General features: G+C 65.7%; 14 protein-coding genes. 13 read left to right on the top strand and 1 reads right to left on the bottom strand.

Annotated elements, in window-relative coordinates:
- Window positions 1-59 precede the first annotated feature (59 nt).
- From ABEI27_RS11610 to ABEI27_RS11565, 10 genes are all read left to right on the top strand, one after another.
- Window positions 60-1,232 carry a pyridoxal-phosphate dependent enzyme gene (locus ABEI27_RS11610; RefSeq protein WP_375799569.1) on the top strand — a complete coding sequence of 391 codons (1,173 nt, stop codon included), beginning with the start codon at window positions 60-62 and terminating at the stop codon, window positions 1,230-1,232.
- A gap of 109 nt (window positions 1,233-1,341) precedes the next feature.
- A complete protein-coding gene (locus tag ABEI27_RS11605) occupies window positions 1,342-2,046 on the top strand; it encodes a metal-dependent transcriptional regulator (RefSeq protein WP_375799568.1) in 705 nt (234 codons plus the stop codon).
- Entirely contained in the window at window positions 2,043-2,753 is a 711-nt protein-coding gene (locus ABEI27_RS11600; protein ID WP_375799567.1) for a TMEM165/GDT1 family protein, read from the top strand. The genes ABEI27_RS11605 and ABEI27_RS11600 overlap by 4 nt, the downstream gene beginning before the upstream one ends.
- Window positions 2,754-2,802: 49 nt before the next feature.
- Window positions 2,803-3,498 (top strand): LysE family translocator, encoded by a 696-nt coding sequence (locus tag ABEI27_RS11595; RefSeq protein WP_375799566.1) that lies wholly within the window; start codon window positions 2,803-2,805, stop codon window positions 3,496-3,498.
- Between the two features lie 81 nt (window positions 3,499-3,579).
- On the top strand, window positions 3,580-3,801 hold the full coding sequence (locus ABEI27_RS11590) for a hypothetical protein (protein WP_375799565.1): 222 nt from the start codon (window positions 3,580-3,582) through the stop codon (window positions 3,799-3,801).
- Complete coding sequence (locus ABEI27_RS11585; protein WP_375799564.1) at window positions 3,794-4,171, top strand: hypothetical protein; 378 nt, start codon at window positions 3,794-3,796, stop codon at window positions 4,169-4,171. The genes ABEI27_RS11590 and ABEI27_RS11585 overlap by 8 nt, the downstream gene beginning before the upstream one ends.
- 187 nt (window positions 4,172-4,358) lie before the next feature.
- Window positions 4,359-5,405: an NAD(P)-dependent glycerol-1-phosphate dehydrogenase gene (locus ABEI27_RS11580; RefSeq protein WP_375799563.1), complete on the top strand. Its 1,047-nt coding sequence runs from the start codon at window positions 4,359-4,361 to the stop codon at window positions 5,403-5,405.
- A 51-nt stretch (window positions 5,406-5,456) separates the two neighbouring features.
- On the top strand, window positions 5,457-6,080 hold the full coding sequence (locus ABEI27_RS11575; RefSeq protein ID WP_375799562.1) for a DUF420 domain-containing protein: 624 nt from the start codon (window positions 5,457-5,459) through the stop codon (window positions 6,078-6,080).
- Window positions 6,081-6,129: 49 nt separating this feature from the next.
- On the top strand, window positions 6,130-6,627 hold the full coding sequence (locus tag ABEI27_RS11570) for a VOC family protein (protein ID WP_375799561.1): 498 nt from the start codon (window positions 6,130-6,132) through the stop codon (window positions 6,625-6,627).
- Window positions 6,628-6,775: 148 nt separating this feature from the next.
- Entirely contained in the window at window positions 6,776-7,834 is a 1,059-nt protein-coding gene (locus ABEI27_RS11565; protein ID WP_375799560.1) for a glycosyltransferase, read from the top strand.
- A 12-nt stretch (window positions 7,835-7,846) separates the two neighbouring features.
- Here the strand turns inward: ABEI27_RS11565 and ABEI27_RS11560 are convergent, their stop codons facing one another.
- A complete protein-coding gene (locus ABEI27_RS11560; RefSeq protein WP_375799559.1) occupies window positions 7,847-8,404 on the bottom strand; it encodes a plastocyanin/azurin family copper-binding protein in 558 nt (185 codons plus the stop codon).
- Between the two features lie 205 nt (window positions 8,405-8,609).
- Between ABEI27_RS11560 and ABEI27_RS11555 the strand changes: the two genes are divergently transcribed.
- The 3 genes from ABEI27_RS11555 (at window position 8,610) to ABEI27_RS11545 (ending at window position 12,424) form a co-directional block, all read left to right on the top strand.
- A complete protein-coding gene (locus tag ABEI27_RS11555) occupies window positions 8,610-8,867 on the top strand; it encodes an MTH865 family protein (RefSeq protein ID WP_375799558.1) in 258 nt (85 codons plus the stop codon).
- 120 nt (window positions 8,868-8,987) lie between these two features.
- A complete protein-coding gene (locus ABEI27_RS11550; RefSeq protein ID WP_375799557.1) occupies window positions 8,988-10,841 on the top strand; it encodes a S9 family peptidase in 1,854 nt (617 codons plus the stop codon).
- A 170-nt stretch (window positions 10,842-11,011) separates the two neighbouring features.
- On the top strand, window positions 11,012-12,424 hold the full coding sequence (locus tag ABEI27_RS11545) for a GAF domain-containing protein (protein WP_375799556.1): 1,413 nt from the start codon (window positions 11,012-11,014) through the stop codon (window positions 12,422-12,424).
- Window positions 12,425-12,446 lie beyond the last annotated feature (22 nt).

Here is a 12,446-nt window from a genome sequence, read left to right as displayed (position 1 = left end):
GTCCCGCCGAAACCCCGGCCGATGAATAGGGATTTGAGCGTCGGACCGAACGTCGAGGTATGGAAACGAACGAGGCGTTTCTCGGCCTCCGGTGCACGGCGACCGAGGAGCGATACGACGCGACGGCGACAGGTGCGAGCGAGGCGGGTGCGCGACTGGAAGCGGCGTACGCCTACGACGCCGTCGACTGGGGCGACGACGCGCTCGGCAGTACGCCGCGGTCGATGTGGCGGTACGCGGATCTTCTCGCCTTCGAAGACCCGGTGACATCGGGGGAGGGCGGCACGCCGCTGGTGTCGGCCCCGACGCTCGCCGCGGAGGCCGACGTCGGGAGTCTCGAAATCAAAGACGAGAGCCGGAATCCGACGGGAACGGTCCTGGATCGCGGCCTCGCGACCGCGGTGACGGCAGCGCGAGAGGCCGACGCGGACCTCGTCGCGCTCGCAGCCCCGGGGAACGCGGGGCAGTCTGCCGCCGCCTACGCGGGGATGGCCGACCTCCGATCGTACGCGTTCGTCCCCTCGCGCGCGCCGTTCTCGAACAAGGCGATGGTGAACGTCCACGGCGGTGAGATGCGAGTCGCGGGCGGTCGCTATCCGGACGCCGAGTCCGCGCTCGACGACCAGTTACAGTCGGCGTGGTACACGCTGCAGGAGTTCGACAACCCACACCGTCACGACGGACTCAAGACAGTTGCCTTCGAGATCGCCGAGTCGATGGCGTGGACGACGCCGGATGCCGTCGTCGTTCCCGCCGGCACCGGCGAAGTCGTCGCGGGGGTCATCAAGGGGTTCCGGGAACTCGAATCGATCGGGATGACCGAGTCGCTGCCAGCGGTCTACGCCGCGCAGCCGTCCGGGTGTGCGCCGCTCGTGGCCGCCGCCGAACGGGGCGACGACGAGGTCGAGGCCTGGTCCTCGCCGGATACGATTGTCGGCGAACTGGAGATTCCGTCGCCGAAGGGCGGGGCCGCAGCGCTCGACGCCGTCGCCGAGACTGACGGGCAGTTCGTCGCCGTCGGCGACGATGACAGCCTCGAGAGCGCCGTCGTCGCCGCACAGGAGGCGGGGGTGGAGGTCGGGGCGGCGGGCGGTGTGGCGCTCGCGGCCGCCGGACAACTCGGCGATGATGGGGTCCTCAGCGCCGACGATCACGTGATCGTGCTCAACACCGAATCCGGGACGAAAACCGCAGACGTGCTTCGAAGCCACCTGATGGGCAAGGGAATCTGACGGCGAGGCCGGATCCGGCCCGAGATCGTTCGCTTTCACGGTAATCAGTCGCACAGAGACAGTTGTTTCGACCAGTAGATTAATATTTTTAGAGTAGTCTAAACCAGATATGTTGAGTGACGTGATGGAAGACTATCTCAAAACGATCTATCAGTTGCAGGCCCGCACCGGGCCACCGGTCTCGACGTCTGCAATCGCCGACGCACTCGGAAAGACGCCCGCGACGGTGACGAGTATGCTCGAGACGCTCGACGAGCGCGGACTCGTCGCGCGCGAGAAGTACAAGGGAGTGGAACTTACCGCCGAGGGCGAGACAGTCGCGCTCGAAGTCCTCCGGCATCACCGACTGCTCGAATCGTATCTCGCCGAACACCTCAATTACGCCTGGAGCGAGGTCCACGAGGAGGCGGACGCGCTCGAACACCACATCAGCGAGGAGTTCGAGCGGCGTGTCGCCGCCGCGCTGGACGACCCGGTCGTCGATCCCCACGGGGACCCGATCCCGTCGGCCGACCTCTCGCCGCTGGACGAAGACGACGCGATCCCGCTGACGGCCCACGACATCGGTGACCAGATCATCGTTTCGCGCGTCAGCGACCGCGACCGCGAGGAGCTAGAGTACCTCGCCGACGCGGGCGTTACGCCCGGAACAGTTCTCGAAATCGTCGACATCGCGCCGTTCGGGATGGTCACCGTTCGGACCGACGACGACACCGAGCAGAGCCTCCCTGAGTCCGTCGCGGAGGCCATCTCGGTCCGCCCCGCTGCCGAGGCGGGCACGGTCGCCGGAGTTGGCGAGGTGACCGACGCGTGAGTTCATACCTCGAGATTCTCGTCGTTGCCCTCGTCGCCCAGTTAGCGGTGCTCCCCGGCGAGAAAGTCCAGTTCATCATCGCGGGTCTCTCGATGCGGTACGATCCCCGCGTGGTGGTCGCAGCCGCGGGGTCCGCGTTCGCCGGGTGGACTGCCATCGAGATTCTGTTCGGCCGCGCGCTCCAGTCACTGCTGCCGCCCGTCGTTTTGGATGCCGTGACCGCCGGGCTCTTTCTCACGTTCGCGGTGCTACTCTACCGCTCGGCACCCGATCACAGTGGGACCGCGAATCTGAGCGAGGCGACCGAGACCGATGGCGGATTCGTCGATCTCGCGGGACGAGATCTGCCCGGGCCTCTCGATCAGTTCTCCGGCTCGTTCGGCGGCTTTCTGCCGATCTTCGCGATGATGGTCACCGGCGAGTTCGGGGACAAAACGCAACTTATCACGATCGGGTTGGCCGTGCAGTACGGCGCGACGTCAGCGATCTGGGTGGGCGAAATGCTGGCCATCATCCCGATCAGCCTCGCGAACGCGTACTTCTTCCACACCTTCGCTCACCGGTTCGATATGCGGAAGGCCCACTTCGCCTCCGCGGCGCTGTTCGCGTTCTTCGGGGCGGACACCGCGCTCTCGATCATAACTGGGTTCTCGCTCTGGGAAGCGTTCATCCGTTCGGTCAGCGCGGCCGCGACAACGCTCCTGTAGGACGCTCGTTTCGGTTCTTTTTTCTTAACTCCGGTCTTGGAAGTTGTCGATGGCGAGTCTTCTTGTGACCCTCTCAGCAGGGGCCGTTTTCGGCGTCGCTCTCGCTGCGCCGCCCGGCCCAATGAACGCGATCATCGCCGAAGAGAGCGTGGTCAGGGGATGGGTCGCGGGGTTCAAAGCCGGCCTCGGAGCGATGAGTGCCGACGCGATCTTCTTCGTTCTCGCAGCGCGCGGCGTCGTCGCGTTCGTCGGTCGCTTCCCGCTCGTGCGGGCGGCGATGATCGGCGTGGGGGGTCTCTTGATGCTGTACTTCGCGTACGGGGCGGCTGTGGACCTTCGATCGTCGTTCCGGCCGGGAGACGGGGCGGCAGACGAGTCAGATCCCAGGGTCGGCACCGGGTTCAAGAAGGCGTTCGTTCTGGCGCTCACTAACCCGTATCAGATTCTCTTCTGGCTCACGATCGGCGTCGGACTCCTCCAGCCGGGGACGGTCGACATCCTGGCACAGACGCCGTACGTCGGCGACACGCTGGCCGGGTTCTTAGTCGTCGAGACGGGGTCGCCGGCGCTCGTCGCCGGCTTCTTCAGCGGGATCGTCATTTGGATCACCGGGTTCCCGGCCGCGCTCGTCGGTGCCGAGCGCCGCGTCGAGGCCTTCGCGCCCCTGGTGGCCGGTCTCAGCGCCGTCGTCCTCGCGGGGTTCGGCGTGGTCTTCCTCGCCGAGAGTGTCTCGATTTTCGCATAGACCGACGCCAGGGTCTGGGAGATGTGGGGACTAGCCTCGATAGGCATAAAGTATGTATCACACGAATGCTAACTGCACCCGATGTCGGAATCTGAACAACCCGAAGAGCGAATCGACGAGACAACGACCTGGCCCGAACTCGCAATCGGCCTCTACGACAGGTTGACCGGACGCGGGGCCGAGATAACGTACGACTTCCAGGATATGGAGGTCGAAGTCCCGAGCGGAACCGGCGACGACGCCGAGCACGCGCGCTGGCGCGTCGACGGCACACTCCGCGTCACGACCCGAGAGCGTGACTGATGCGCACGCCGACGAACAGTTCCCGCCCGTCTCGGTCGACGCGGACCTGACCCTCGAGGTCGCCGGAACGAAGGCGGAGGTGCAGTCCACCGGAGAGCGGTTGTTCGTGCTGTTCCCCTCGCTCCCCGGAGCGGTTCGAGCGGTCCGCCGGCTCCCCGAGGGCGGCGAGACGCGGCTGGAGCAACTCCTCGAACTGACGGACCTGACGGTCGAGTTTCGGATCCGCGACCGGACGGTAGCCGTCGCCGGAGTCGGGGCCGACCCGGGTACCGTCTCGACGCAACTCGGGGCGGCACCGATCGAGATCCGGATCGGCGGCGTACTCGGCGCTGTCGGCCGCGAACTCGTGATTGCGTTCCGCTCGCTGTGAACGCGGGGCACCACCGCTGGTAGGTCGCGTCGGGAGTGCAACAGCGAACGCGAGCGGGCGAGAGTCGTGTCGGGGTCACGGCGTAGAGCGAGAACGGGCGAAAGCCGCGTTCGGTGCGCTCCTCGTCCACCGATCGGTCCGCGCCGAGACCCTCATCTTCTAAATGGTTCAGTAAAGTACGTGTGCTATGTTCGAAAAGACGACCTGGATCAAACTCCCGCGGAACGTGCTCGTCGGGACCGGCGTCCTCGACGACCTCTCTGCGGCCTTGGCGGAACTGCACCTCGATGGCCGCCCGCTCGTCGTCACGAGTCCGACGCCGAACGAGTTGGCTGGTGACCGGGTTCGCAGGCAGTTCGACGATCCGGCGACAGTCACCATCGCGTCGGCGAGTTTCGATGCCGTCGAGCGCGTCATCGACGCCGCGGAGGCCGAGAACGCCGGCTATCTCGTCGGCCTCGGCGGCGGGAAACCGATCGACACGGCGAAGATGGCCTCCGATCGGTTGGGGTCTGGCTTCGTCTCCGTGCCGACGGCCGCCAGCCACGACGGGATCGTTTCGGGTCGGTCGTCGATCCCCGAGGGCGACACCCGTCACTCAGTCGCCGCGGATCCGCCGCTCGCAGTCGTCGCCGACACGGCGATCCTCGCGAATGCGCCCTGGGACCTCACCACGGCGGGCTGTGCGGACATCATCTCGAACTACACGGCGGTGAAAGACTGGCAGTTGGCCCACCGGCTGAAGAACGTCGAGTACAGCGAGTACGCCGGCGCGCTCTCGAAGATGACCGCCGAGATGCTCGTCGAGTCCTCGGATGCGATCAAACCCGGGTTCGAGGAGTCGGCGTGGCTGGTGGCGAAGGCGCTCGTCTCCTCGGGCGTCGCGATGTCGATCGCGGGGTCGTCCAGACCCGCCTCGGGCGCGGAGCACCTCATCTCTCATCAACTCGACCGACTCGTCCCCGGACGCGCGTTGCACGGCCACCAGGTCGGCGTCGCGGCCATCGTCACCGAGTATCTCCACTCCGGCGAGCGCGGCGAGTGGGCCGACATCCGCGACGCACTCGAAGACGTCGGCGCGCCCACGACCGCCGACGAACTCGGCATCGACGCGGAGACCTTCCTCGAAGCGGTGACGACCGCCCACACGATCCGTGACCGATACACGATTCTCGGCGACGGCGTCAGCGACAACGCGGCACACGAGGCGGCCACGTTCACCGGCGTGCTCTGAGGAGTCGTCGCGGATCCGAAGATGGAATAGGACCGAGTTCAACCCTCCGGTATGGCAATTGCGAGCGCCGACAACGCAGCCAAACGGCATCCGCTGGCAGCCACGGTCGTCCTCTCGATCGCCGGCTACGCCGCGGTGGTCGGGACCTTTCTCGGGGTCGTTCCCCGGAGTCTGTTCCCCGATCTCTCGCTGACAGCGGTGAACCGCCTCTCCGATGCGATCGCACTCGTCAACGCGGTGAACGTGTTGGTGATCGCCGCCGGGGTGCGGTGGATCCGAAAAGGCGAGGTGAAGAAACACGCCACCGCGATGGTGACCTCGTTCGCGCTGATCCTGGTGTTCCTCGTGATGTACCTCACCAAGATCGGTGGCGGCGGCACCAAGGAGTTCGTCGGCCCGACGTTCGTCTACTACCCCTACCTGGCGATGCTCGCGATCCACATCGTCCTCTCGATTGTCGCGGTCCCCGTGGTGCTGTACGCGCTGGTGCTTGGAGCGACACATTCGCCCGCCGAACTGCGTGCAGAGACGCCGCACCGAACGGTCGGTCGACTCGCCGCGGGATCGTGGCTGCTGTCGCTCACTCTCGGCGTCGTCACCTACCTCCTGCTGAATCACGTCTTCAGTTGGGAGTACGTCGAGGCGGCCGCGGCGACGCTGCTTCTCATCGGCTGATCGGGCCGGCCGAACCATTATACCGTCCGGCGTCGTCGCTCTCGCTGGAATGAGTGGGACTCGCTACACGCACGTCAGCATCCTTGCGACCGACATCGAGGAGTCAGTCGAGTTTTACCAGTCGGTGTTCGGGATGGAACAGATCCCAGTGCCCAAGGTCGACGAACCGACGCGCTGGCTCGCCTGTGGCGACCTCCAGTTGCACATCGTCGAGCGGGCGGACGAACCGCCGGTGTTCAGTCACCACGCGCTCCACGTCGACGACTTCGAGGCGGTCTACGAGGCCATTCTCGCCCACGACCACGCCGAGGCCGAACTCCGCCCACAGATCGAGGCCGGCTACGTCGACGGTGAGCCGCCGGTGTACGTGCTCCCCTCCGGCGCAGTGCAGTTCTACATCCGGGATCCGGCCGGAAACCTCGTCGAGGTGAACTCGACCGACGCCGAGGCCCTCGACGACGCGGTCGTGGGGAATCTCGTCGAACGGACCGACGTGGTGGCACCCGGACCCGACGAGGCGGCCGCGCCGATTTATGTGGACGGGTGAAGCGATCTGGCGGAGGCGGTCGTGCCGATTCAGTGGGGCGGACGAGGCGGTCTGCGGATTGTCGCCTTCGGCCCCGTTCAGTGCTGCGACGGGGCTTCGACCGACGGAATGTCGAGGCTTTTTATTTCCCCGCTGGAATCCTCCCGGTATGCGTGTCGCGTTCGTCTCGCTGTATCCCGATCAACACCGTTCCGACGGCGCGACGAGACGTGTGCGACGGGTCGCAGAACAGCTGGCCGCTCGCGACCACGACGTCGTCTTCTGCTGCACGCAGTGGTGGGACGGGCCGTTGCATCGGTTCGAGCAGAACGGCGTCGAGTACGTCGCAGTCACGCAGACGCCGTCGGCGCGAGGATTCGCCTCCAGACTTCCGTTTGCGCTGCGACGGGCCAGCCCAGAGGTGATCCACGCGACCAACAGCCCGCCCTCGCAGGTCGTCGCCGCGAGGACCGTCGCGCGGGTACTCAGGGTGCCGGTGATCGTCGACTGGTGGGCGACGCGCGACGGTGACACCGCCCGGATGTATCGCCGTGCCGTGAGCGGCACAAGTCGGGTCCTTGCGCCCTCACGGCTGGTCAAGACCGACGTTCGGGAGTACGGCGTCGCCGCCGACGGGATCGATGTCGTCCCGGGGTCGATCGATTTCGACCTCGTCCGCGACGCCGACGTCGACCACCGCGCGGATCTGGTGTACGCGCGCCGTCTGGACGAGCACGCCAACATCGAGTCGTTTCTCCTGGCGCTGGCGGAACTCCGGGACCGCGACTGGCGCGCGGCCGTCATCGGCGACGGTCCCGAGCGCGACGCCGCGATGGAGACGGCCGCGGAACTCCGTATCGACGACCGTGTCTCGTTTCTCGGGGCGCTGGATTCCGAGGAGTTCGTGCCGATACTCAAGGGCGCACACGTGTTTGCTCAGACGGCGACCGTCGAGCCATTTCCCCGAGGGTTGCTGTGGGCGCTGGCCTGCGGATGCGTCGGGATCGTCGAGTACCAGGCCCGGTCGAGCGCGCACGAGTTGGTGGAGAACCGCGAGCGTGGTGCTCGCGTCACGAGTCCACAGGAACTGGCAGACGAGGTGGTCGCCGCCGCCGGTCACAGGCGCGAGACGAGTAACGGGGCGTTCGCCGAGTACGATCACAGCACCGTCATCGAGCGGTACGAGCGCATTTACCAGGACGAAGTGGAGAGGTACGGACTCTTCTGACCGCTGACCCGCCTACTCCTCTTCGAGTTCGTAGTCGCCACCGTATTTGAGGAAGAAGAACGCGAGTCCGAGGGTCGCGACCATCGCGAACGTCGTCGCGACGCCGAGCGTCTTCGCGGAGTTGGGTAGTTCCGGCGCGCCCGACCCCGAGGGCGTCGAGAGCGACTCGACGACTTCGATGGAGGCGACCATTCCCGCAGTTCGGTGAGGCTGGCAGTAGTACTCGTAGGTACCGAGCGTCTCGAACGTGTGCGTGTACGTGAAGCCCGTGTTCTCGATTGTCTCGTGGCCCTGCCAGTTCGCACCTTCGGGCTGGCTCTCGACGACGATGTTGTGATTGTCCGAATCCCAGACGAACTCGACCGTCGTGCCGGGCGTGATCTGGAGTGGTTCTTCGGTTCCCGGGCTGAACACAAGCGACCCGCCGGGACCGACCGTCACGGTCTTTGTGGCGCCGCCGCCACCGCCCTCCTGTGCCACTGCGGTGCCGGCCGCACCGGTCGCCGCCGCAGTGCCGGCCGCCGTCGTGAGGAAGGCGCGACGGGACATCTCCGCGTTGCCGTCAGTCATACTCGGGGGTTGGAAGTCGCCTGTAGTGAATACTTTGGTTTGGTTCCCCCCACGAGACAGATCAGGAGACCTCACTCGGCGCGCCACCGGTCACTCAGATCGTCCCACTCGCAGGCGACGAGCAAGCGCAGGCCGAGGAAACAACTCATAACCTGTTTGTGGTGGTTCCGGAACGTTTTTGCGGGTCGTCTCGACATTCTGCGCTATGGCAGACGTTGAGGCGGAACTCCGCCAGCAGTTCACCGACGCGTTCAGTGGTGCCGACTACCCTATCACGAGTCAGATGGATCTGGTCCCGACGCTCCCGGACGGCCCGGGGACGAAGTTCGAGGCCGGCGACGTGACGCTGAGCGCGATGGAGATGGCCGCGAAGCTCGGTTCCCACCAGGACTTCCCGTACGACGACGTCGAATCGCTCGTCGACGACGTCATTGAGGGGCTGAAAACGGAAGGAATCATCTGAGCCGGCAGGGGTTCGCGGCGACGCGAGACACGACACAGTTCTTCCGCGCGCGCCGAGACGGCCGAGGACAGTGGCCGACAGGACCCGAATGCTTTCGTCCGCGGCGGCGAACGCGGAGGTATGCCCCACGACATCGAGCGCTACCTCAACGTCCGGAGTGCTTACGGCGCGTCGATCGGCCCCAACGACGAACAACTCGCGTTCCTGATGGACACGACCGGCGTCCCGCAGGTGTGGACGGTCGACGAATCCGGTGGCTGGCCCGAACAGCGGACGTTCTTCGACGAGCGAGTCACGTTCGTCTCGTGGTCGCCCACTCGCCGGGAGTTCGCGTTCGGGATGGACGAGGGCGGGAACGAGCGCGCGCAACTGTTCCGGTACGACCTGGGCGACGGCGCAATCACCAACCTCACGGCGGACCCGGAGGCGAAACACCGCTGGGGCGGTTGGAGCCACGACGGCGAGGAGTTCGCGTTCACCTCCAACCGCCGCGAGGAGTCCGTATTCGACGTCTACGTCCAGAGACGGGACGAGCGCGGTAGTGACGCCGAACTGGTGACCGAGGGCGACGGGTGGCTGACGCTCGGCGGGTGGTCCCCCGACGATTCGCACCTCCTCGTCTCGCAGGCGTATTCGAACTTCGATCAGGACGTCTCCGTACTCGACATCGAGAGCGGCGAGATGACCCTCCTGACCCCGCACGACGGAACGGTGCGGTTCCAGAGTCCCGAGTGGGGGCCCGACGGCGACCGCGTGTACCTCGTCTCCGACCGCGAGAGCGATACCCTCGATCTGTGGTGCGTCGACGTCGAGACCGGGGCATTCTCGCTTGTCGAGCGCGACCCCGACTGGGAGATCGACGGCGTCGCCGTCGACGACGAAACCGGGCGCATCGCGTACTCCACGAACGTCGACGGGTACACCGACCTGACTATCGGCGACGTCCGCGCGCCCGACTCGGCGGAATCGGCGGCACCGACAATCGAAGAGCGGCCGGCCCCCGACCTCCCGCGCGGCGTGGTCGGTGGCGTCGAGTTCGACGATGCGGGAGATCGATTCGCCGTGACCGTGACACAGCGCGGTGATCCGGCCAACGTCTACATCGTCGAATCTGGGACAGTGACGACCGTCGGAGACGAAGCGCGGAGTCCGGCCGAGCGCTGGACGCGGGCGGCGACGGCGGGAATCCCGCGGGACACGTTCGTCGCACCCGAACTGGTCCACTACCCGACGTTCGACGGGCGCGAGATTCCGGCGTTCTTCTCGCTGCCGGAGTCCGACACGGGCGTGGGGGAGACACCGGTGATCGTCGACATACACGGTGGTCCCGAATCGCAGCGCCGGCCCTCGTTCAGCGCGGTGACGCAGTACTTCCTCGCGAACGGCTACGCGATCTTCGAACCCAACGTCCGCGGATCGGCGGGCTACGGGAAGGCCTACGGCCACCTCGACGACGTGGAAAACCGGATGGACTCGGTGAGGGACATCGAGGCGGCCGTCGAGTGGCTCCAGGACCACCCGGCGATCGACCCCGACCGGATCGTCGCAATGGGCGGTTCCTACGGCGGATTTATGGTGCTCGCTGCGATGACTGAGTATCCCGATCTGTGGGCCGCCGGCGTCGACATCGTCGGAATCGCGAACTTCGTCACGTTCCTCGAGAACACCGGCGAGTGGCGGCGCGAACTCAGGGAAGCCGAGTACGGGTCACTCGACGACGACAGGGAGTTTCTGGAATCCATCTCTCCGCTCAACACCATCGAGGAGATCCGCGCGCCGCTCTTCGTCATCCACGGCGCGAACGACCCGCGGGTCCCCGTCTCGGAGGCCCACCAACTCGTGGGGGCTGCAAGCGAGCACGTCCCGGTACGGGAGCGTATCTTCGAGGACGAGGGCCACGGCATCGCGAAGTTGGAGAACCGGATCACGGCCTACAGCGAGGTCGTCGAGTTTCTGCACGAGCACGTCTCGTGAGAATGTCCGCCAAATATACATCAACAATATAACAGTACCACGCTCGGACGACCTGGGAGAGATACCCCAGACTGGGAATTTCGGCGGTTCACCACACCGGCAGGATACTCCAAGATCGAACCAGTCACCCAACCAAACTCCTTAATGTGCTGACGTTGCACTAGTACGCAATGGTGGGGGCTTCGGATAGAGAACGCATTCTCGTCGTCGTCCCGGATGCGGTCGGCGCTTCGGACGGGGAGACGGAGGCCGACGACTGGGGAGACTCCTGGCAGAATGCAGCAGACGAAGCGGAGACAGAGTTCGTACGCGGGGACGACGGCGGTCCCGTCGAAAAGGGTGGTTCGGCAACCGAGAAAGAGAGCAACGACGATCAGGAATCAGAGAGTGGCGACGACGAAGCGGGCGACGGTGACGATCCCGGGTCCGACGCGGCACCGAGTTTCGATACGGTCCTCAGGGCGCTCAAGACGCACCTCGCGGCCGACGTGGTAGTGCGTTGTCGGACGACGTACACCGAATACGTCGAGGAACTCGGCCCGACGCTCGACTGCGTGGTGGTCCTCGGTAAGGACGAATCGCTCGTCCGCGCGCTCGTCGAACACACTTCCGTACCCACGGTAATCTACAGTCCGCCGGTCGTAGGAAGCGTCGATGGCGTTCACTCCGGCGATAACAACATCGAGACGCTTCTCAGCCGGGTCGAATCGGCGGTGCAGGAGAATCAACACGTCAGCGAACTTCGGGAGTCGAACGCACGACTCGCCGCACTGAGTCACTGCGCCGAGAACATCACCGCCTGCAAGACGACCGACGCCGTCGCTGAACGGACGATCGAGGCGGCGACCGACGCGCTGGCGTTCGAATACGGCGTGGTGTTCCTCGCCGAGTGTGGTCGGCTCATCCCGCGGGCGTCGGTCCTGCCCGACCCGGAGGTAAGCGCGACCGACATCGAGGACGGCATCGCTGGCCGGACGCTGGCCACCGGCGAATCCGAAGTCGTCGCCGATATGCAGTCCGATCCCGACGCAGTCCCCGAACACGACGACCTTCACGCCGTCCTGAGCGTCCCGGTCGGGGACAAGGGCGTGATCCAGGTGGTCTCAGACGAACGGGACGCGTTCGACGACCGCGACGCCGAGTTTCTCGAGATCCTCGCCGGATACACCGCTGAGGCGCTCGAACGGATCGAGCGCGAGGGTGCGCTGCGACGCGAGCGCGACCGCTTGCACGCGTTCTTCAACGAGATGCCTGCCGCAGCGATCTACGTCGAACGAGACAGGCGGGAGCAGTCCATCTATGTGAGAGAGACGAACCGGACGTACGACGACCGTTTTGGAACAGTCAAGGCAGGCACGACACTCAGGTCGGTCGTCCCCAGCGACTCCGAAGTAGAGCAGTACGAGGCCGCAATCGGAACGGGTGGCATCTCGACCGGCCGGGTCGAGCGGACAACGGCCGACGGATCGACAACGACGTTCGCACTGCGCGTTATTTCCGTATTGCTTCCGGGCGGCCACAGTGGCGCATTTGGGATCTACGTCGATCCGAGTGACACGACGGTCTCCGGGGCTTTCGGCTGACCGTCCGGTAGATCCAAGCGCC

The organism is Halobellus sp., from assembly GCF_042218505.1.
Lineage (GTDB): Archaea > Halobacteriota > Halobacteria > Halobacteriales > Haloferacaceae > Haloquadratum.
The sequence above is the reverse complement of the archived record's forward strand: the minus strand, read 5'-3'. Positions and strand labels throughout refer to the sequence as shown.

What these genes read in the sequence shown, in the direction of transcription:
- ABEI27_RS11610 (WP_375799569.1), top strand. Translation starts at nt 60, where the DNA reads ATGGAAACGAACGAGGCGTTTCTCGGCCTCCGGTGCACGGCGACCGAG.
- ABEI27_RS11605 (WP_375799568.1), top strand. Translation starts at nt 1,342, where the DNA reads ATGTTGAGTGACGTGATGGAAGACTATCTCAAAACGATCTATCAGTTG.
- ABEI27_RS11595 (WP_375799566.1), top strand. Translation starts at nt 2,803, where the DNA reads ATGGCGAGTCTTCTTGTGACCCTCTCAGCAGGGGCCGTTTTCGGCGTC.
- ABEI27_RS11590 (WP_375799565.1), top strand. Translation starts at nt 3,580, where the DNA reads ATGTCGGAATCTGAACAACCCGAAGAGCGAATCGACGAGACAACGACC.
- ABEI27_RS11580 (WP_375799563.1), top strand. Translation starts at nt 4,359, where the DNA reads ATGTTCGAAAAGACGACCTGGATCAAACTCCCGCGGAACGTGCTCGTC.
- ABEI27_RS11575 (WP_375799562.1), top strand. Translation starts at nt 5,457, where the DNA reads ATGGCAATTGCGAGCGCCGACAACGCAGCCAAACGGCATCCGCTGGCA.
- ABEI27_RS11570 (WP_375799561.1), top strand. Translation starts at nt 6,130, where the DNA reads ATGAGTGGGACTCGCTACACGCACGTCAGCATCCTTGCGACCGACATC.
- ABEI27_RS11565 (WP_375799560.1), top strand. Translation starts at nt 6,776, where the DNA reads ATGCGTGTCGCGTTCGTCTCGCTGTATCCCGATCAACACCGTTCCGAC.
- ABEI27_RS11560 (WP_375799559.1), bottom strand. Translation starts at nt 8,404, where the DNA reads ATGACTGACGGCAACGCGGAGATGTCCCGTCGCGCCTTCCTCACGACG.
- ABEI27_RS11555 (WP_375799558.1), top strand. Translation starts at nt 8,610, where the DNA reads ATGGCAGACGTTGAGGCGGAACTCCGCCAGCAGTTCACCGACGCGTTC.
- ABEI27_RS11550 (WP_375799557.1), top strand. Translation starts at nt 8,988, where the DNA reads ATGCCCCACGACATCGAGCGCTACCTCAACGTCCGGAGTGCTTACGGC.
- ABEI27_RS11545 (WP_375799556.1), top strand. Translation starts at nt 11,012, where the DNA reads ATGGTGGGGGCTTCGGATAGAGAACGCATTCTCGTCGTCGTCCCGGAT.